The sequence below is a fragment of the Mesorhizobium sp. P160219 genome, assembly GCF_057786095.1.
Map to the genome: position 1 here is coordinate 4,248,324 of NZ_JBYNWG010000001.1, position 18,522 is coordinate 4,266,845.

Below are 18,522 nucleotides of genomic sequence, written 5' to 3' on the forward strand. Positions count from 1 at the left end.
TAGCAATAAATCAGTGGCGATGGTGGGGCCAGCGAGCGCCGAAACCTTCGAACCGCTTTGTGCGGACACGGACGCGCTCTGCCTCGCTATGCAATCCGAATGCGGTGGCGATCAGCATGGCGACGGTCATTGCGGTGGCGAGCATGTAGATCAGCATGTGCGTGTTCTCCTGCGCCTATCCAACGGTTAGATCGGGTTTTGGTTTCATCTTCCGAAGTGCAAACTAGCGAACGCGGCGTGAAGTCTTCGTGATCAAGGCATTCATCTGTCGTTCATGTCTGCGAAAAGGTTCACGCAGATGTTCCCAATCGCATTTGCCTTCCGCCCAATGCCCCGCTAGAAGCACCTCCCATGACCGATCGCATCGCCCTTTATGCCGGCTCCTTCGACCCGCTGACCAACGGCCATCTCGATGTGCTGAAGGCATCGCTGGCTGTCGCCGACACGGTATATGCGGCGATCGGCACCCATCCCGGCAAGACGCCGCTGTTTTCCTTCGACGAACGGGTGAAGCTGATCGAGGCCGCGACGAACGCCGAATTCGGCCGCGACGGAGCCCGGATCAAGGTCGTCGCCTTTGACGGGCTGGTCATCGACGCGGCCCGCAAGCATGGCGCCTCGATCATGATCCGCGGCCTGCGCGACGGCACCGATCTCGATTACGAGATGCAGATGGCCGGCATGAACGAGACCATGGCGCCGGAACTGCAGACGGTTTTTCTGCCCGCCAGTCCATCGGTACGCACCATTACCGCCACACTTGTGCGCCAGATAGCCTCGATGGGCGGAGACATCCGTCCCTTCGTACCGGCCGCCGTTGCCGGCGCGCTCACCGCCAAATTCGCGAAATAGTGCATGTCGCCCAAAAGTGGATGCCGGTTTTGGGGCAACGACATGCACCCTAACAAAGACCTTCGGAGATCCCTTATGCAGCTGAAAAAGCTCGCCTCGTTCCTCGTCGTGCTTGCCGGTCTCGTGACCGCATCCGTTTCGGCCTTCGCCGCCGAACCGGAAAACACCATGGTCATCACCTTGAAGAACGGCGACGTCACCGTCGCGCTACGCCCCGACCTGGCACCCAAGCATGTCGCCCAGATCAAGAAGCTGGTGCGCGAAGGCGCTTATAACGATGTCGCATTCCACCGCGTCATCAACGGCTTTATGGCGCAGACCGGCGACGTCAAGTTCGGCAACATGAAGAAGGGGTTCAGCCCCGAGGCCGTCGGCACCGGCGGTTCAGACCTGCCCGACCTGCCGGCGGAATTCTCGCAGAGCGAACATTTTAAGCGCGGCACGCTCGGTATGGCCCGTTCGCAGGACCCGAACTCCGCCAATTCGCAGTTCTTCATCATGTTCGCGCCGGCGCCGAACCTCGATGGCCAGTACACCATCGTCGGCAATGTCGTCAGCGGCATAGAGCTGGTGGACAACATCAAGAAGGGCAACGAGGCGGACAACGGCACGGTCAGTGAGCCCGACCGCATGATCAAGGTACGCATCGCCGCCGACAAGTAAACCTATCAAATCATTCTGTTTTCTGAGATAAAGGATATCCGACATGGCTGAGATCAAGGACCGCGAAAACGCGCTCATCCTGGAAACGACCAAGGGCAAGGTCGTCATTGAACTGTTCCCCGACCTGGCCCCGGGCCACGTCGCCCGGATCAAGGAACTGGCCCGCGAAGGCGCCTATGACGGCGTGGTTTTCCACCGCGTCATCGAAGGCTTCATGGCGCAGACCGGTGACGTCAAGTTCGGCAATTCGACCAAGCCCACTTTTGCCCCCTCCCGCGCGGGCATGGGCGGCTCGGAAAAGCCGGACCTGAAGGCTGAGTTCTCCAACGCCAACCATGGTCGCGGCACCTGCTCGATGGCCCGTTCGCAGAACCCGAACTCGGCCAATTCGCAGTTCTTCATCTGCTTCGACGATGCCGCTTTCCTCAACCGCCAGTACACGGTCTGGGGCCAGGTCATCGAAGGCATGGACAATGTCGACAAGATCAAGCGCGGCGAGCCGGTGGTCGATCCCGACAAGATCGTGTCGCTGAAGGTCGCGGCCGACGTCAGGTAAGGACAAACGAAGATGATGGGCTTGGTCTGGTCGCTGCTCGGCATCCTGTCAGGCGCCTTCATCGCCGTCCAGGCGCCGATCAACTCGCAGCTGGCGCGCGGCCTGGGGCTCCCGGTCGCGGCTGCTGCGTTTTCGTTCCTGTCGGGCGCGATCGTGCTTGGTATCATCTCCATTGCCGTTGTGCGGCTGCAGGACATCTCGCTCGACTGGAAGGCGCCGGCGCCTTGGCTGTTCATCGCCGGCGGCATGCTCGGCGGTTTCTATGTTACCCTGTCAACCATTCTTACGCCGCGCATTGGTGCAGCCGCGTTGATGGCGTTCCTGGTTGCCGGCCAGTTGCTGGCCGGCATGCTGATCGATCGCGTCGGCGTTCTCGGCGTGGCGGTGCGCGAGATTTCGCTCGGCCGCATCGCCGGCGCGGTGCTGCTGTTGGCCGGAGCGCTGCTCGTCCGGCTCTACTGATGCGCGTCGATCTCTTCGACTTCGACCTGCCGGAGGAGCGCATCGCGCTGCGCCCGGCCGAGCCGCGCGACAGCGCCAGAATGCTGGTGGTCAGGCCAGGCGAAGACTTTGCGGACCGCGCGGTGCGCGACCTTCCGTCCTTGCTCAGAACGGGCGACGTGCTGGTCTTCAACGACACCAAGGTCATTCCTGCCCAGTTGAGAGGCATCAGGCGGCGCGGCGAAGCGCAGGCGCAGGTCGACGCCACGCTGCATATGCGCATGGCGCCGGACCGCTGGCTGGCCTTCATGCGGCCGGGCAAGCGCATCGCCGCCGGCGACCGCATCCATTTCGGCCATGACGGCAATTCCTGTTTTCTCGGCCAACTCGACGCCACGGTCATCGAGAAGGGCGACGCCGGCGAGGCGTTGCTCGGCTTCGACCTCTCCGGCCCATTTCTCGACGAAGCGCTGCGCGCCGTCGGCCACATCCCGCTGCCCCCCTATATCGCCTCCAAGCGCGACGACGACGCACGCGACCTGACGGATTACCAGACAATCTATGCCAAGGAGGAGGGCGCAGTCGCTGCCCCCACCGCAGGCCTGCATTTTACGCCGGAGCTGTTTGCCGCGCTGGATGCAAAAGGCATCGAACGCCGCTTCGTCACCTTGCATGTCGGCGCCGGCACCTTCCTGCCGGTCAAGGCGGACGACACCGCTGACCACAAGATGCATGCCGAGACCGGCTCGGTCAGCGAAGCAACAGCCGACGCTCTGAATGGCGCCAAGGCGCGGGGCGGGCGCATCATCGCTGTCGGCACGACCTCGCTGCGCCTGCTGGAGAGCGCGGCACGGCCTGATGGCTCGCTGACCGCCTGGTCCGGCCCGACCGACATCTTCATCACGCCGGGCTATCGCTTCCGCACCGCCGATCTGCTGATGACCAATTTCCATCTGCCGCGTTCGACGCTGTTCATGCTGGTTTCGGCCTTCAGCGGCCTAGATACGATGCGTGCGGCCTATGCTCATGCCATCGGGAACAATTACAGGTTCTATTCCTACGGAGATGCAAGCCTGCTTTATCGAGCGGAGATGAGCGATGGACGATGATCTGCAAGCCTTTGATCGCGAGAGCCTGATCGCCGAAGTGAAGAAACTCCGTGCCGGCATACGCCAGCATCGAGATTCTACCGGCCATGATTTATGCTGGCATCATCCCAACCTGTGGGACCTGCTGCCGGAAAAGACCGATCCATCGATTGCCGTGCCGCCATGGCCGAAATTCATGCGCGGCTGCATCCAATACCGCCAGTCGCTCGACAGGCAGGCGCCAGGCGCGCCTGTCCATGACAAGGAATTCAATGGCTGAGACATTCACCTTCAAGATCCTCGCCACCGACGGCAAGGCGCGGCGCGGTTCCATCACCATGCCGCGCGGCGAAATCCGCACGCCGGCCTTCATGCCGGTCGGCACCGGCGGCACGGTCAAGGCCATGTATATGGACCAGGTGCGCGGCGTCGGCGCCGACATCATCCTGGGCAATACCTATCATCTGATGCTGCGCCCCGGCGCCGAGCGCGTGGCGCGGCTTGGTGGGTTGCATGAATTCGCCCGCTGGCCGCAGCCGATCCTGACCGACAGTGGCGGTTTTCAGGTCATGTCGCTGTCGAAGCTCAGAAAATTGACCGAGAAGGGCGTCACCTTTCGCTCGCACATTGACGGCGCTGCCTACGAGATGTCGCCGGAGCGCTCGATCGAGATCCAGGGCCTGCTCGATTCCGACATCCAGATGCAGCTCGACGAATGCACAGCGCTGCCGGCCGACCTCAAGCAGATCGAGCGCGCGATGGAGCTGTCGCTGCGCTGGGCCGAGCGCTGCAAGACAGCGTTCGGCGATCAGCCCGGCAAGGCGATGTTCGGCATCGTCCAGGGTGGCGACAACGCAGCTCTCAGGGTGCGTTCGGCGCAGGCGCTGAGCGCGATGGAGCTGAAGGGCTATGCGGTCGGCGGCCTGGCCGTCGGCGAACCGCAAGCGGTGATGCTGGATATGCTGGAGATCACCTGTCCGGAATTGCCTGACAACAAGCCTCGATATCTCATGGGCGTCGGCACGCCGGACGACATCGTGAAATCGGTGGCGCGCGGCATCGACATGTTCGACTGCGTGATGCCGACCCGCGCCGGCCGCCATGGCCTGGCCTATACCAGGCGCGGCAAGGTCAATCTCAGGAATGCCCGCCATGCGGACGATCCGCGGCCGCTGGACGAGGAGAGTGACTGCCCGGCGGCACGCGACTATTCACGCGCCTATCTGCATCATCTCGTGCGCTCGCAGGAGGCGCTGGGCGCGATGCTTCTGACCTGGAACAACCTGTCTTACTATCAGAAGCTGATGCAGGACGTTCGCGCCGCGATCGAGGCAAAGGCCTTCGAGGCGCGCACATCAGACATTTCAGAGGGATGGGCGAGGGGCGATATTCCGGTGCTATAAGCACATCTAGGTGCTGAGCGAATTCGCTGCGCGCAAGCTGCAGCCGGTGATTTGAAAGCTGCCGTCGGGCTGCTGTTCCAGCGTGTAGACCGCCTCATAGTCCTTGCCGTCGGTCCCAACGATCAGCACTTGCTGGATTAGCGAAGTTGGCCCCATCTGCTCGACCTTGCCGAAGGAATAGCTCTGCGGCTGGCGCACCGGCGGATAGCCGTTGGTCACCATGTTCATGAAGGTGTCGACGGTCGGAAAGATGCGCTTCACATTTGGAGCGGCGAAACTGTACGCCTTGGCGCCATCATTGGCGATGAGCGCCTTCAACTGACCATCGATGACGGCCTGGCCGGCCTTGACTTCGGCGTCGCCGGCAAGGGCTGCCGACACGAACAACGCGAACAGCAATGAAACAACTGCGAATGCGGTGCGGCGCATGGCCTGTCTCCATTGTCCCCCAACAAAACCTGTCCCGGGACGCATCATACCATACGCTTTGCGGAGCCTCACGGTTTCAGCAACCGCAATATTCGCCACGCAAGTGCCACATGATCATGCTTAAGCCTCCTTTAACGCGGGGCGCGCATCGTAGGGACGGGTGGGGACCCGTTCGCGCAACCAGGGGACGACCATGTTCAAGCAGCCGATCGACCGGCGCCTTTTGCTGAAGGGCGCGGCAAGCCTCGCAGTTTTGGCCCCCTTGCCCGCCTGGGCAAGCACTGGGCCGACCGTCACGGAAGTCGCCTTTGATCCCGCCATTCCAGCGCTCGGCAACCCCGATGGCGACGTCACCATCGCCGAATTCGTCGACTATCAGTGCCCGATCTGCAAGCTCGTCTTCGTCGAACTGAAGAAGTTGATGGAAGAGGACAGCGGCGTTCGGCTTGTGATGAAGGACTGGCCGATCTTCGGCGACGTGTCGCGCGACGCGGCGCGGGTGACGCTGCTGAGCGGCGAACACTATGGCGCGGCGGTCGATGCGCTGATGACCAACCAGCGCGGCCTTTCGGAACGCCGCACCAACGACATCCTTTCTTCCGTCGGTGTCGATGTGGCGATGGTGCGTGCCGACCTCGCCATCCGTGAACCCGATATCGACGCTGCCCTTGTCCGCACCGAAGTCCAGGCGACGGCGTTCAAGCTGCGCGGCACGCCAGCCCTGGTCATCGGCGGCAACTTGTATCGGCGCGGCATGCCGGTGTCCGAACTGAGACAAGCCGTCGCCAAGGCGCGCTCGGCCTGATGCTTGAAAGCCGGGCGGCAGTCTGCCACAAGGGCCGCTTGTGTGCTGAAGCTTGATCGGGACCGGCAATGAAGACGTTTTTCATGCAGATAAAGTGCGATCTGGGCAAGTCCTACGAGGTCGCCAGCGCGCTCGCCGATGCCGAAATCGCCTCGGAAATCTACTCGACCGCCGGCAATTACGACCTGCTTGCCAAATTCTACGTCGACGACGAGGAAGATGTCGGTCACTTCGTCAACGAGAAGGTACAGATTATTCCCGGAATCAAGGACACCTTCACGGTCGTCACTTTCCGCGCTTTCTAAAGCAATTCCAGGAAAAGTGTGAAGCGGTTTTCCGTCCGGAATTGCGTCGAAGCAAAAAGCCATGGCAGGTCGCCGTTGCCATGAAACGGTGAACTGCTATGGCCGCATCAGGCACTTGCCCGGCGACAAGGCAGAGCCTGATTAAGGTCCCGTTCCGACTGCCCGAATTTTGGGCAGTCGAAACATACTGATCGCCGATATCCTCCAAATCACCGATTGCGCTTGATTTTCTCCCGCGACGCCAGTGAAATGGCGTCACAGGGGAGTATGCGATTGGCAGCGTTCGATGAAATGCTTCCGGAAGTTTCCGGGCTGAGACAACCGTATACGGCTTACGACCGCTGGCTGAAGGAGCAGGATCCGGCCAGGCTTACCGAAAAGATGCAGGACGCCGAGCGCGTCTTCCGCAAGACCGGCATTACCTTCGCCGTCTATGGCGAGCAGGAAGCCTCCGAGCGGCTGATCCCCTTCGACATCGTGCCGCGCATCATCTCCGGCAATGAATGGCGAAGGCTGACGCAAGGCATCGAGCAGCGCGTGCAGGCGCTGAACGCTTTCCTCGACGACATTTACCACCGCCAGGAAATCCTGCGCGCCGGCCGCGTGCCGAGGGAGCTGATCGCCAGGAACGAGGCGTTCCTGCCGGAAATGATCGGAGTGCGGCCACCGGCCGGCGTCTACACCCACATTATCGGCGTCGATATCGTCCGGATCTCGGAGAACGAGTTCTACGTGCTGGAGGACAATGCGCGCACGCCGTCGGGGGTCTCCTACATGCTGGAGAACCGCGAGACGATGATGCAGCTCTTTCCCGAGCTGTTCCAGCAGATCAAGGTGCGGCCGGTGGAGAATTATCCGCAATTGCTGCGCCAGTCGCTGGCGGCAGTGCGGCCGCAAAGCACCAAGGGCGCACCGACCATTGCCGTGCTGACGCCGGGCAGCTTCAACTCCGCCTATTTCGAACATGCCTTCCTCGCCGACCAGATGGGCGTGCAACTGGTCGAAGGCCAGGATCTGCGCGTTGTAGACGGCCACGTCGCTATGCGCACGACCGAAGGCTACAAGCAGATCGACGTGCTTTACCGGCGCGTCGACGATTCCTTCCTCGATCCGCTGACCTTCCGGCCGGACTCGGCCCTTGGCGTGCCCGGCATCATGGACGTCTACCGCGCCGGCAACATCACCATCGCCAACGCGCCGGGAACCGGCATCGCCGACGACAAGGCGATTTATTCCTACATGCCCGACATCGTCGAGTTCTACACCGGCCGCAAGGCCATCCTCGGCAACATCCCGACCTGGCGCTGCTCGGAGCCCGACAGCCTGAAATACGTGCTCGAACACATCCATGAGCTGGTCATCAAGGAAGTGCACGGCTCCGGCGGCTACGGCATGCTGGTGGGGCCGGCTGCGACCAAGAAGGAATGCCAGGATTTCGCCAAGAAGCTGCAGGCGAAGCCTTCCAACTACATCGCCCAGCCGACGCTGGCGCTGTCGACCTGCCCGATCCTGACAGAAAAAGGCCTGTCGCCGCGCCATGTCGACTTGCGACCCTATGTTCTGGTCTCCGACCGAATCCAGATCGTGCCCGGCGGCTTGACGCGGGTGGCGCTGAAGGAGGGGTCGTTGGTCGTGAATTCCTCGCAAGGCGGCGGCACGAAGGATACGTGGGTGTTGGACGATTAGGTAGGCAGTAGGCAGTAGGCAGTAGGCAGTAGGCAGTAGAGGGACAAGAAATGCCATATTCCACAGAGATTCAAATGCTTACTAATCCCTACTCACTATTCCCTACTCACTAGCCCGAAGGGTCTTGCCATGCTTCTCGGCCGCACCGCCAACGGGCTCTACTGGATGAACCGTTATATCGAGCGGGCGGAAAACATGGCGCGTCTGGTCGATGCCGGCCTTCGCATGGCGCTGACCCGCACCCAGAGCGCGTCGGAAGAGTGGAATTCGGTGCTGCTCAGCGCCGGCTCCGACGTCACCTTCACGCAGAAATACAAGGACTACACCGCCGCCAATGTCGCCGACTTCCTGCTGCGCGACACCTCGAACCCGTCGAGCACGATGTCGGCGATCGAGACCGCTCGCAACAATGCCCGCATGGTGCGCACCGCGCTGACGCGCGAGACCTGGGAGAGCATCAACGAAGCCTGGATGGCCCTGAAGCGCATGCTGGCAAAGCCGATCGACGAGCGCGACCTGCCGAGTGTGCTCGACGCCATCAAACGCGAGACGGCGCTGATCCGCGGCTCGTTCTACGGCACGATGCTGCGCAACGAGATCTTCGACTTCTCACAACTCGGCACCTATGTCGAGCGGGCCGACAACACGGCACGCATCCTCGACGTGAAATACTACGTGCTGCTGCCGTCGATCTCCTGGGTCGGCTCGAGCCTCGACAACTACCAATGGGAATCGATCCTGCGCTCGGTGTCGGCGCACCGTTCCTATCGCTGGGTCTATGAGGCCGACTACAAACCCACCAACATTGCCGACTATCTGATCCTCAATGTGCGCATGCCGCGTTCGCTGACCTTCTGTTATCGTTTTCTTGCCGAGCATCTGAAGTTCCTCGGCGACGACTATGGCGACCGTCATGCCTGCCACGCCACCGTCGACAGGACACAGGCGATGCTGCAGGCAGGGTCGATCAAGGACATATTCGACGCCGGCCTGCACGAATTCCTGGCCAGGTTCATTCAAGACAACACCAAGCTTGGCGAAGAGATCGCACAAGATTACCGGTTCAATTGAGCATGATCGCGAACCGGAGGGCCGCGCTAGCGACAAGTGGGACCCGGTTTTCGGATAAGATCATGCTTACAAACGGAAAATAGGCATGCGGCTCAAGATCACCCACCGTACCGAATACCGCTACGACGCGCCGGTGCACTATCTGTTGCAGCGGCTACGCCTGTTACCGGTCAGCGGACCGACGCAGACCGTCTTGTCCTGGGCGCTGAAGATCGAGGGCGCGCGAGAGGAAGTCCGCTTTAACGACCATTTCGGCAACGATAACAGGCTGTTGAGCGTCGAGGGCGAGCGCGACTTCATCACCGTCGAGGCCTCCGGCGAGGTTGTCACGCGCGACACAGCGGGCGTCTCGGGTCCGCATCACGGCTTTGCGCCACTGTGGCTGTTCAGCCAGGAGACAGCTTTGACCATCCCCGGCGAGGGCATAAGCGAGCTTGCCGCGGCGGTCGGCAAAGGTACCGACATCGAAAGGCTGCATTGGCTGATGGCGCTGATCGTCCAGCGCGTCGCCTACACGCCGGGCACCACCAGCGTGACGACCCCGGCGGAAGAGGCATTGGCGCTGAAGACCGGCGTTTGCCAGGATCACAGCCACATCTTTGTCACCGCAGCCCGCGTCATGGGTTTTCCGGCCCGCTATGTCAGTGGCTATCTGATGATGGATGCGGCCATCGAGCAGGCGGCAAGCCATGCCTGGGCCGAAGCCCATGTTCAGGGTCTCGGCTGGGTCGCCTTCGACGCCGCCAACGGCATTTCCCCCGATGAACGCTATGTCAGGGTAGCCACCGGCCGTGATTATCGCGACGCCTCGCCGGTGTCGGGAATTCGACTGGGACAGGCGGAGGAACAGCTTGCAGTCACCGTCACGGTAGAGCAGTAGTCTCCGGCAAGATTGCTGCCTGAAGAGATTCCATGACTTATTGCGTCGGCCTCAAGATCGATCGTGGGCTCGTGTTCATGTCGGACACGCGCACCAATGCAGGGATGGATTCGATCTCCACTTTCAAGAAGATGCATGTCTGGGAAGAGCCAGGCGAGCGCGTCATCGTACTGATGTCGGCCGGCAATCTGGCCACGACGCAGGCCGTGGTCAGCCTGCTCGACGAGCGCACCAAGGCGGTGGCGGAACGCCACGCGACGCTGCTCGAGACCCCATCCATGTACCAGACGGTGCGGCTGGTCGGCGACACCGTCAAGGAAGTCATCGCCAGCTCGTCGCCTGCCGGCGAAAGGGCGGATTCCTATTTCAACGCCTCCTTCATCCTCGGCGGCCAGATCAAGGGCAGCCCGCCACGGCTGTTCATGATCTATCCCGAGGGCAATTTCATCGAATCGACCGACGACACGCCGTTCTTCCAGATCGGCGAGACCAAATACGGCAAGCCGATCATCATCCGTGCCTATGAAAGGACGATGAGCCTGGCTGAAACGGTCAAGCTCTTGCTGGTATCGTTCGATTCGACGCTGAAATCGAACCTGTCCGTCGGCCTGCCTCTCGACCTGCTGTTCCTGGAGGAGGACACGTTCACGGTGGGTTTGAAAAAGCGCATCGGCCAGGACGATCGATATTATCGTGCTATTTCCGAGGGCTGGTCGAACGCGTTGAAGACGGCCTTTGCCAGCCTGCCGGATTTTCCGGGGTAGCGCGGGAACCTTCGTCGCGGTTGCCTGTCTCTATTTAACATGTTAATCAAAATTCAAACGGCTGGCTGATCGGCGCGTCGGGAGGATCCATGGACAACGAGCAATTCCGCGACTGGTCGAGGCGCGCCGCCGAATGGGGCGCTGATTACCGCGCCGGCCTTCGCGATCGGCCCGTGCGACCTGCCATAGCGCCGGGCGAGATCTTCAGGAGCATCGAAGCTTCTCCGCCGGAGGCTGCGGAATCGATGGAGACGATCTTCGCCGATTTCGAAGCCAAGATCGTGCCCGGCATGACGCATTGGCAGCATCCGCGTTTCTTTGCTTATTTCCCGGCCAATGCAGCACCCGTCTCGGTGGTTGCCGAATATCTGGTCTCTGCGATGGCCGCGCAGTGCATGCTGTGGCAGACTTCGCCGGCGGCGACAGAGCTTGAGACGCGCATCGTCGACTGGATGCGCCAGGCGCTCGGCCTGCCCGAAGGCTTTTCCGGTGTGATCCAGGACTCCGCATCATCGGCGACGCTGGCCGCCGTGTTGACCATGCGCGAGCGCACGCTCGACTGGCAGGGCAACAAGAAGGGCCTTTCCGGGCAGGGCAGGCTGCGCGTCTATTCCTCCGACCAGGTGCACACCTCGATCGACCGCGCCATCTGGGTCGCCGGCATTGGCGAGGAAAACCTCGTCCGCATTCCCGTCGCCGGCACCTACCGCGCCATGGATACCGCGGCTTTGGAAGCGGCGATTGTTGCCGACCGCGCGGCCGGCCTATTGCCGGCCGGCATCATCGCGTGCGTCGGCGGCACCAGCACCGGCGGCACCGACGACATCGCTGAAGTGGCCGCGGTGGCCAAACGCCAGGGGCTCTATCTGCATATCGACGCCGCCTGGGCCGGATCGGCGATGATCTGTCCGGAATACCGGCATTTCTGGACCGGTGTCGAGGGCGCGGACTCGATCGTCTTCAACCCGCACAAATGGCTGGGCGCGCAATTCGACTGCTCGATCCAGTTCGTCCGCCAGCCGGAGGATCTCGTGCGCACGCTGGCGATCAAGCCGGACTATCTGAAAACTCGCGGCCATGACGGCATCATCAACTACTCCGAATGGTCGGTGCCTCTCGGCCGTCGCTTCCGGGCGCTGAAGCTGTGGTTCCTGCTGCGCGCCCATGGCCTCGAGGCGCTGCGCACCATGATCCGCAATCACGTCGCCTGGAGCGAAGGCATAGCCGGGCGCCTGGCCGAGGAGGAGGATTTCGAGCTCGCCAGCCAGCCGATGCTGTCGCTGTTCTCGTTCCGGCATCGCGCCGCATCCGGCATTGACTCCGACGAGCACAATTTGCGTCTGGTCGACGCCATCAACAATGACGGCCGTATCTACCTGACGCAGACGCGTGTCGATGGCCGGGTCGCCATCCGCTTCCAGGCAGGCCAGTTCGAGACAACCGCGGCCGATGTCGATACCGCCTTCACTGTCATCTGCGAGTGTGCAAGATCCCCGAAGGACTGACAGGGATTGCTCGGGTGGTTGCCGCCGCCGGGGCAAGCCAGCAAGGACTTGCGAGCAAGCATATGGCCGGAAGGGCCGAAGGGGTTAGCCAGAATCTGACGGGCGTCTGGAGCGAGCGCTATTTCTATCCGCGCGAACTGCCGCCGGTTTCCTTCGTTGCAACGCTGATCGAGACGGCAACCAGCTTGACGGGGATGACCCACGAACCGGCGGCGACCAGCACGGCAAGATACGCAAGCCTGCAGGGGCAGCGAGAGGGCAACGCCGTCTCCTTTACCAAGACATACGACAAGGCCGAATTGAAGGCGCACCCGATTCACTACAGCGGCATCATCAACGGTGATGCAACCGAGATCAAAGGCACTTGGCGAATCCCGGGATACTGGTCCGGCAATTTCCTGATGATCCGCTCGCCAGGTAAAGTCGCGGCTGTCACCCGCAAGGTGGCGGAGCGGGTCTGAGCCGTATCTGCCCGGTTCGCCTTTGCAATCATCGATATTTCATTAGCCGGCGTCTCCCTTTTCATTGCTTTCGTTTTCAGCTACAAACAAGAAAAACGAAAACGGGAGGTTCTCAGTGTATTTGTCGCCGCGCCATGCCGAGATCATCCAGATGGCGAAGGACCATGGCCGTGTGCTGGTCGATGACCTCGCCACGCATTTCAACGTGACGCCACAGACCATCCGCAAGGACCTCAACGATCTCTGCGATCAGCGGCTGCTGACGCGCATCCATGGCGGGGCCCTGTTCCCGTCCGGCATCGAAAACATGGAGTATGAGGCGCGCCGCAAGATTGCCGCCGACGAGAAGGAGGCCATCGGCCGCGCGGCGGCCAGGCTGATACCCGACAACGCCTCCCTGTTCATCAACATCGGCACCACGACCGAGTCGGTCAGCAAGGCGCTGCTCGACCATGCCGGGCTGATGGTCATCACCAATAATATCAATGTTGCCAACAGGATGCGCATCTATCCTTCGATCGAGGTGGTAATCGCCGGCGGCGTCGTGCGCGGCTCCGACGGCGGCGTTGTCGGCGAGGCCGCGGTCGATTTCATCAGGCAGTTCAAGGTCGACTATGCGGTGATCGGCGCCTCGGCCATCGACCATGACGGCGCGTTGCTCGATTTCGACTTTCGCGAAGTGAAAGTGGCGCAAGCCATCATCGCCAATGCCAGGCATGTCATCCTGGTGTCCGACCAGACCAAGTTCGAACGCACCGCGCCGGTTCGCATCGGCCATCTCTCGCAGGTAAACACCTTCATCACCGACCGTTGCGACATCCCGTCGGTGCGCAAGATCTGCGAGGAAGCGGAGGTTCAATTGATCGAAACGTCGCTCGGCTAAGCTATCGATCACGGTCCCGTTACATTTCGTTTGACATTCGTTCTTATTTCGAAATAATCCCGCTACGGTTTCGTAAAAACCTAAAAATGCTGCAATGCGAAATCGCGGGAGGGCTTTGTGGACGCAGTCCGTGACATCTTCGTCATCGGTGGCGGCATCAATGGCTGCGGCATCGCCCGCGACGCCGTTGGGCGGGGCTTTTCGGTATTTCTGGCCGAGATGAACGATCTTGCCAGCGGAACCTCCTCCGGCTCGACCAAGCTGATCCACGGCGGTCTGCGCTACCTCGAATTCTACGAGTTCCGGCTGGTGCGCGAGGCGCTGATGGAGCGCGAGGTTCTTTGGAAGAACGCGCCGCACATCATCTGGCCGATGCGCTTCGTGCTGCCCTATGCCAAGGGCCTGCGCCCGGCCTGGCTGATCCGGCTCGGCCTGTTCCTCTACGATCATATTGGTGGCCGCAAATTGCTGCCGGCGACCCGAACACTGGACATGTCCAAGGATCCGGCGGGCAAGCCGCTGAAGCCGCTGTTTCACAAGGCCTTCGAGTACTCGGACGGCTGGGTCAACGATGCCCGGCTGGTGGTGTTGAACGCGCGTGACGCCGCCGACCGCGGCGCCACCATCCGCACCCGCACGAAAGTCGTCGGGGCGCGGCGCGAAGGCGATCTATGGGCGATCCGCGTGGAAGACGTGCGGACGGGAGATGCCGACGAGGTCAAGGCCCGGCTGCTGGTCAATGCCGCCGGTCCATGGGTCGACCACGTCCTGTCGACCACCGTGGGCCAGAACGACGTGCACAATGTGCGCCTGGTGCAGGGCAGTCATATCGTCATCAAAAAGAAATTCGATGATCCGCGCGCCTACTTCTTCCAGAACAAGGACGGGCGCATCATCTTCGCCATCCCTTACGAGGAAGAATTTACGCTGATCGGCACCACCGATCGCGACTATCCCGGCGATCCGCATGACGTGAAGATCAGCGACACCGAGATCGACTATCTCTGCGCGGCGGCGAGCGAATATTTTGCTGAAGCCGTGACGCGCCCCGACATCGTCTGGACCTATTCGGCCGTGCGCCCGCTCTACGACGACGGCGCTTCGAAGGCGCAGGAAGCGACCCGCGACTATGTGTTGAAAGCCGATGGCGGCGAGGGCAAGGCGCCGATCGTCAACGCTTTCGGCGGCAAGATCACCACCTACCGCCGGCTGTCGGAATCGATGCTGGAAAAGATCGAAGGTTTTCTCGGCAAGCGCGGCAAGCCGTGGACGGCGAACGCGCCCTTGCCAGGCGGCGATTTCCCGGCCACCGGTTTCGACGCCCAGGTGGCGAAGCTGAAGAGCGCCTATCCTTTCCTCGACCAGCGCCTGGCGCGTCGGTTGACCAGGCTTTACGGCACGCGCGCGCAAGTGCTGCTCGGCCTCGCCAAGTCGAACGCCGATCTCGGCCGCAATTTCGGCGCCGATCTCTATGAGGCCGAGGTACGCTACCTCAGCGAAAACGAATGGGCGCTGACCGCCGAAGATGTATTGTGGCGTCGCACCAAGCGCGGTCTGCATCTCAGCCGCGAACAGGCCTCGGCGCTTGACGAATTCATGCGCGGCATAAGCCGGCGCCATGTCGCGGCAGCGGAATAGGGAAGGCGATTGATGCACAAAGCCTGGGAGGAGGCATCATGCTGGAACTGAGAAACGTGACGAAGATGGTCGGCGCGGTGGAGCATATCCGCGACGTGTCGCTGACGCTTCAGCACGGCTCGCTCAACGTTTTGCTCGGGCCGACACTGTCGGGCAAGACCAGTCTGATGCGGCTGATGGCCGGGCTCGACGTGCCGACCACCGGTTCAGTCTGGTTCGACGGCCAGAATGTCACCGGCATGCCGGTGCAGCAGCGCAAGATCGCCATGGTCTATCAGCAGTTCATCAACTACCCCGCGATGACCGTCTACGAGAACATCGCCTCGCCATTGCGCGTCGCCGGCACCGACCAGGCCAAGATCGACAAGGAAGTCCGCAACGCGGCAGGGCTTTTGAAGCTCACACCCTATCTCGACCGCACGCCGCTCAGCCTGTCCGGCGGCCAGCAGCAGCGTACGGCGCTGGCTCGCGCCATCGTCAAGAATGCCAGCCTGGTGCTGCTCGACGAGCCGCTCGCCAATCTCGACTACAAATTGCGCGAGGAGCTGCGCGCCGAACTGCCCAAGATATTTGCCGCCGCCGGCACTATTTTCGTCTACGCCACGACCGAGCCGCATGAAGCCTTGCTGCTCGGCGGCAATACGGCGACGCTGTCCGAGGGGCGGATCACCCAATTCGGGCCTACCATCGACGTCTTCCGCAAGCCGATCGACCTGGTGACGGCGAAAACCTTTGCCGATCCGCCGCTTAACACCATCGTGCTGGCCAAGAAGGGCCCGGATTTCCTGCTCGAGGGCGGCGTCAAGCTGCCGGTACCTGCCGAACTCGCCGGCATTGCCGACGCCAACTACACGATCGGCTTCCAGCCGCATCATCTGTCGCTCGAGCGGCCCAACGCCGCCGCGGTGCCGGTGCGCGCCAAGGTGACGATCACCGAGATCACCGGCTCGGAAAGCTTCATCCATCTCGATTTCGCCGATGCGCGCTGGGTCATGCTGACCCACGGCATCCGCGATTTCGAGCCCGACGCCGAGATCGAGGTGTTTATCGATCCGCGCCACATCATGGTCTTCGACAGCAACGGCAGCGCCGTCGCCGCGCCGAAGCTTGCGGCCTGAAGGGGAAGAAAGAGATGGCGCGCATCGACGTCAACCATGTCAGGCACTCCTACCTGCCCAACCCGCAGAAGGATGCCGATTTTGCGCTGCGGGAAGTGCACCACACTTTCGAGGATGGCGGCGCCTATGCGCTGCTTGGGCCCTCGGGTTGCGGCAAGACCACGCTGCTCAACATCATTTCGGGACTTCTGCAACCCTCGCACGGTGAGTTGCTGTTCAACGGCAAGGACGTCACCAATCTGTCGACGCAGGAGCGCAATATTGCGCAGGTGTTCCAATTCCCGGTCATCTACGACACCATGACGGTGTACGACAATCTGGCCTTCCCGCTGCGCAACCGCGGCGTGCCGGAGGCCGATGTCGACCGCAAGGTGCGCGAGACGCTGGAGATGATCGACCTGGCGTCGTGGGCGAAGAAGAAGGCGAGGGGCCTGACCGCCGACCAGAAGCAGAAGATCTCGCTCGGCCGCGGCCTGGTGCGCTCGGATGTCAATGCCATCCTGTTCGACGAACCGCTGACGGTTATCGATCCGCACATGAAGTGGGTGCTGCGATCGCAGTTGAAGCAACTGCACCGCCGCTTCGGCTACACCATGGTCTATGTCACCCATGACCAGACCGAGGCGCTGACCTTCGCCGACCAGGTCGTCGTCATGTATGATGGCGGCATCGTCCAGATCGGCACGCCGGCTGAATTGTTTGAGCGCCCGCGCCACACATTCGTCGGTTACTTCATCGGCTCGCCCGGCATGAACGTCATGCCGGTGGCGATCGACGGCAAGACTGCGACCATTGGCAGCCAGCGCATCGAGTTGCCCGGCGCGCCAAAGACCGCCGCTGGGAGCTCCGGCGCCATCGAACTCGGCATCCGCCCCGAATATGTCAGGCTCGGCCGCGAGGGCATGGCGGTTAAAATCAGCAAGGTCGAGGATCTCGGCCGCCACAAGGTGGTGCGCGCCAGCCTCGAAGGCCGCGAGATCGCCGCCGTCATTGGCGAGGACGAGAGCGTGCCGGCCGACCCAAAGGTTCGCTTCGATCCGGCCGGCATCAACATCTATGCCGATTCCTGGCTGGTTGAGATGGGGCGTGTCGAGATGGGGGCATAGATGGAAAAGACCTGGAACAACAAGGCCTGGTTCCTGGTGCTGCCGGTGCTGGTGCTGGTGGCGTTCTCGGCCGTCATTCCGCTGATGACGGTCGTCAACTATTCGGTGCAGGACACCTTCGGCAACAACGTCTTCTTCTGGGCAGGCACCCAGTGGTTCGAGGAACTGCTGTCGTCCAGCCGCTTCTGGGAAGCGATGGTGCGCAACCTGATCTTCTCCTTCATCATCCTGGCCATCGAAGTGCCGCTCGGCATATTCATCGCGCTCAACATGCCGAAGAAGGGGTGGGGCGTGCCGGTCTGCCTGGTGCTTATGTCGTTGCCGCTGCTCATTCCGTGGAACGTCGTCGGGACCATCTGGCAGGTCTTCGGCCGCAACGACATCGGCCTGCTCGGCTACTACGTCAACGCGCTCGGCATCGACTACAATTACGTTCAGGATCCGTTCGACGCCTGGGTCACCATCATCATCATGGACGTCTGGCACTGGACCAGCCTTGTCGTGCTGCTCTGCTATGCCGGCCTGGTTTCGATCCCGGATGCCTTCTACCAGGCGGCCAAGATCGACGGCGCCTCGCGCTGGGCGGTGTTCCGCTACATCCAGCTGCCGAAGATGCAGCGTGTGCTTTTGATCGCCGTGCTGTTGCGCTTCATGGATAGCTTCATGATCTACACCGAGCCCTTCGTCGTCACCGGCGGCGGCCCCGGCAACTCGACCACCTTCCTGTCGATCGACCTCGTCAAGACCGCGCTCGGCCAGTTCGACCTCGGTCCGGCGGCCGCCATGTCGCTGGTCTACTTCCTGATCATCCTGTTGTTGTCGTGGGTGTTCTACACCGTGATGACCAACTACGACGCGGAGCGCTGAG

The 18,522-nt window shown here is 61.8% G+C and carries 22 protein-coding genes; 20 read left to right on the forward strand and 2 right to left on the reverse strand.

Features of this window, described 5'->3' with window-relative positions:
- Positions 1-10: 10 nt before the first annotated feature.
- The gene (locus AC3EMP_RS20510) at positions 11-157 is read right to left on the reverse strand and encodes a hypothetical protein (RefSeq protein ID WP_352711960.1); all 147 of its coding nucleotides are present in this window, start codon (positions 155-157) and stop codon (positions 11-13) included.
- Between the two features lie 194 nt (positions 158-351).
- On the opposite strand from AC3EMP_RS20510, the gene coaD reads away from it, so the two are divergent.
- From coaD to tgt, 7 genes are all read left to right on the forward strand, one after another.
- Positions 352-852: a pantetheine-phosphate adenylyltransferase gene (coaD, locus tag AC3EMP_RS20515; RefSeq protein ID WP_023696507.1), complete on the forward strand. Its 501-nt coding sequence runs from the start codon at positions 352-354 to the stop codon at positions 850-852.
- Between the two features lie 168 nt (positions 853-1,020).
- Positions 1,021-1,515: a peptidylprolyl isomerase gene (locus AC3EMP_RS20520; protein ID WP_245260490.1), complete on the forward strand. Its 495-nt coding sequence runs from the start codon at positions 1,021-1,023 to the stop codon at positions 1,513-1,515.
- A gap of 43 nt (positions 1,516-1,558) precedes the next feature.
- A complete protein-coding gene (locus AC3EMP_RS20525) occupies positions 1,559-2,071 on the forward strand; it encodes a peptidylprolyl isomerase (RefSeq protein ID WP_023670956.1) in 513 nt (170 codons plus the stop codon).
- Positions 2,072-2,083: 12 nt separating this feature from the next.
- Positions 2,084-2,533, forward strand: a complete 450-nt coding sequence (locus AC3EMP_RS20530; RefSeq protein ID WP_352711958.1) for a DMT family transporter — start codon at positions 2,084-2,086, stop codon at positions 2,531-2,533.
- The gene (gene queA / locus AC3EMP_RS20535) at positions 2,533-3,621 is read left to right on the forward strand and encodes a tRNA preQ1(34) S-adenosylmethionine ribosyltransferase-isomerase QueA (RefSeq protein WP_023712379.1); all 1,089 of its coding nucleotides are present in this window, start codon (positions 2,533-2,535) and stop codon (positions 3,619-3,621) included. Before AC3EMP_RS20530 ends, queA begins: the two co-directional genes overlap by 1 nt.
- Positions 3,611-3,880, forward strand: coding sequence for a hypothetical protein (locus tag AC3EMP_RS20540; RefSeq protein WP_023684641.1), 270 nt, complete (start codon positions 3,611-3,613; stop codon positions 3,878-3,880). Before queA ends, AC3EMP_RS20540 begins: the two co-directional genes overlap by 11 nt.
- On the forward strand, positions 3,873-5,003 hold the full coding sequence (tgt, locus tag AC3EMP_RS20545) for a tRNA guanosine(34) transglycosylase Tgt (RefSeq protein WP_023706199.1): 1,131 nt from the start codon (positions 3,873-3,875) through the stop codon (positions 5,001-5,003). The genes AC3EMP_RS20540 and tgt overlap by 8 nt, the downstream gene beginning before the upstream one ends.
- Positions 5,004-5,009: 6 nt before the next feature.
- Here the strand turns inward: tgt and AC3EMP_RS20550 are convergent, their stop codons facing one another.
- Positions 5,010-5,432: a DUF4864 domain-containing protein gene (locus tag AC3EMP_RS20550; protein ID WP_352711955.1), complete on the reverse strand. Its 423-nt coding sequence runs from the start codon at positions 5,430-5,432 to the stop codon at positions 5,010-5,012.
- Between the two features lie 193 nt (positions 5,433-5,625).
- Here AC3EMP_RS20550 and AC3EMP_RS20555 point away from each other — a divergent pair, with 193 nt between their 5' ends.
- The 13 genes from AC3EMP_RS20555 to AC3EMP_RS20615 all read left to right on the forward strand — a co-directional run bounded on the left by AC3EMP_RS20555 (position 5,626) and on the right by AC3EMP_RS20615 (position 18,521).
- Positions 5,626-6,237: a DsbA family protein gene (locus AC3EMP_RS20555; protein WP_023700783.1), complete on the forward strand. Its 612-nt coding sequence runs from the start codon at positions 5,626-5,628 to the stop codon at positions 6,235-6,237.
- A gap of 68 nt (positions 6,238-6,305) precedes the next feature.
- Positions 6,306-6,542: an Lrp/AsnC family transcriptional regulator gene (locus AC3EMP_RS20560; RefSeq protein ID WP_023670963.1), complete on the forward strand. Its 237-nt coding sequence runs from the start codon at positions 6,306-6,308 to the stop codon at positions 6,540-6,542.
- 273 nt (positions 6,543-6,815) lie between these two features.
- On the forward strand, positions 6,816-8,228 hold the full coding sequence (locus tag AC3EMP_RS20565; RefSeq protein WP_023670964.1) for a circularly permuted type 2 ATP-grasp protein: 1,413 nt from the start codon (positions 6,816-6,818) through the stop codon (positions 8,226-8,228).
- Positions 8,229-8,357: 129 nt separating this feature from the next.
- Positions 8,358-9,299 (forward strand): alpha-E domain-containing protein, encoded by a 942-nt coding sequence (locus tag AC3EMP_RS20570; RefSeq protein ID WP_023693403.1) that lies wholly within the window; start codon positions 8,358-8,360, stop codon positions 9,297-9,299.
- An 85-nt stretch (positions 9,300-9,384) separates the two neighbouring features.
- Entirely contained in the window at positions 9,385-10,179 is a 795-nt protein-coding gene (locus AC3EMP_RS20575; RefSeq protein WP_352711954.1) for a transglutaminase family protein, read from the forward strand.
- A gap of 32 nt (positions 10,180-10,211) precedes the next feature.
- Positions 10,212-10,943, forward strand: a complete 732-nt coding sequence (locus tag AC3EMP_RS20580; protein ID WP_023670967.1) for a proteasome-type protease — start codon at positions 10,212-10,214, stop codon at positions 10,941-10,943.
- 89 nt (positions 10,944-11,032) lie between these two features.
- Positions 11,033-12,448: a pyridoxal phosphate-dependent decarboxylase family protein gene (locus AC3EMP_RS20585; RefSeq protein ID WP_023748729.1), complete on the forward strand. Its 1,416-nt coding sequence runs from the start codon at positions 11,033-11,035 to the stop codon at positions 12,446-12,448.
- 14 nt (positions 12,449-12,462) lie between these two features.
- A complete protein-coding gene (locus AC3EMP_RS20590; RefSeq protein WP_352596376.1) occupies positions 12,463-12,909 on the forward strand; it encodes a hypothetical protein in 447 nt (148 codons plus the stop codon).
- Positions 12,910-13,024: 115 nt separating this feature from the next.
- Positions 13,025-13,792 (forward strand): DeoR/GlpR family DNA-binding transcription regulator, encoded by a 768-nt coding sequence (locus AC3EMP_RS20595; protein WP_023706202.1) that lies wholly within the window; start codon positions 13,025-13,027, stop codon positions 13,790-13,792.
- Positions 13,793-13,909: 117 nt separating this feature from the next.
- Entirely contained in the window at positions 13,910-15,430 is a 1,521-nt protein-coding gene (glpD, locus tag AC3EMP_RS20600; protein WP_352596379.1) for a glycerol-3-phosphate dehydrogenase, read from the forward strand.
- 38 nt (positions 15,431-15,468) lie between these two features.
- Entirely contained in the window at positions 15,469-16,548 is a 1,080-nt protein-coding gene (locus AC3EMP_RS20605; protein WP_023684650.1) for an ABC transporter ATP-binding protein, read from the forward strand.
- A 14-nt stretch (positions 16,549-16,562) separates the two neighbouring features.
- A complete protein-coding gene (locus AC3EMP_RS20610) occupies positions 16,563-17,654 on the forward strand; it encodes an ABC transporter ATP-binding protein (protein ID WP_352462316.1) in 1,092 nt (363 codons plus the stop codon).
- On the forward strand, positions 17,655-18,521 hold the full coding sequence (locus AC3EMP_RS20615; protein ID WP_023670975.1) for a carbohydrate ABC transporter permease: 867 nt from the start codon (positions 17,655-17,657) through the stop codon (positions 18,519-18,521). It begins immediately after the preceding gene.
- The last annotated feature ends 1 nt before the right edge of the window (position 18,522 follow it).

Coding starts and splice junctions, on each gene's coding strand:
- AC3EMP_RS20560 (WP_023670963.1), top strand. CDS start 6,306: ATGAAGACGTTTTTCATGCAGATAAAGTGCGATCTGGGCAAGTCCTAC.
- AC3EMP_RS20610 (WP_352462316.1), top strand. CDS start 16,563: ATGGCGCGCATCGACGTCAACCATGTCAGGCACTCCTACCTGCCCAAC.
- AC3EMP_RS20510 (WP_352711960.1), bottom strand. CDS start 157: ATGCTGATCTACATGCTCGCCACCGCAATGACCGTCGCCATGCTGATC.
- AC3EMP_RS20585 (WP_023748729.1), top strand. CDS start 11,033: ATGGACAACGAGCAATTCCGCGACTGGTCGAGGCGCGCCGCCGAATGG.
- AC3EMP_RS20615 (WP_023670975.1), top strand. CDS start 17,655: ATGGAAAAGACCTGGAACAACAAGGCCTGGTTCCTGGTGCTGCCGGTG.
- AC3EMP_RS20570 (WP_023693403.1), top strand. CDS start 8,358: ATGCTTCTCGGCCGCACCGCCAACGGGCTCTACTGGATGAACCGTTAT.
- AC3EMP_RS20555 (WP_023700783.1), top strand. CDS start 5,626: ATGTTCAAGCAGCCGATCGACCGGCGCCTTTTGCTGAAGGGCGCGGCA.
- AC3EMP_RS20550 (WP_352711955.1), bottom strand. CDS start 5,432: ATGCGCCGCACCGCATTCGCAGTTGTTTCATTGCTGTTCGCGTTGTTC.
- AC3EMP_RS20605 (WP_023684650.1), top strand. CDS start 15,469: ATGCTGGAACTGAGAAACGTGACGAAGATGGTCGGCGCGGTGGAGCAT.
- queA (WP_023712379.1), top strand. CDS start 2,533: ATGCGCGTCGATCTCTTCGACTTCGACCTGCCGGAGGAGCGCATCGCG.
- tgt (WP_023706199.1), top strand. CDS start 3,873: ATGGCTGAGACATTCACCTTCAAGATCCTCGCCACCGACGGCAAGGCG.
- AC3EMP_RS20580 (WP_023670967.1), top strand. CDS start 10,212: ATGACTTATTGCGTCGGCCTCAAGATCGATCGTGGGCTCGTGTTCATG.
- coaD (WP_023696507.1), top strand. CDS start 352: ATGACCGATCGCATCGCCCTTTATGCCGGCTCCTTCGACCCGCTGACC.
- AC3EMP_RS20530 (WP_352711958.1), top strand. CDS start 2,084: ATGATGGGCTTGGTCTGGTCGCTGCTCGGCATCCTGTCAGGCGCCTTC.
- AC3EMP_RS20540 (WP_023684641.1), top strand. CDS start 3,611: ATGGACGATGATCTGCAAGCCTTTGATCGCGAGAGCCTGATCGCCGAA.
- AC3EMP_RS20525 (WP_023670956.1), top strand. CDS start 1,559: ATGGCTGAGATCAAGGACCGCGAAAACGCGCTCATCCTGGAAACGACC.
- AC3EMP_RS20520 (WP_245260490.1), top strand. CDS start 1,021: ATGGTCATCACCTTGAAGAACGGCGACGTCACCGTCGCGCTACGCCCC.
- AC3EMP_RS20575 (WP_352711954.1), top strand. CDS start 9,385: ATGCGGCTCAAGATCACCCACCGTACCGAATACCGCTACGACGCGCCG.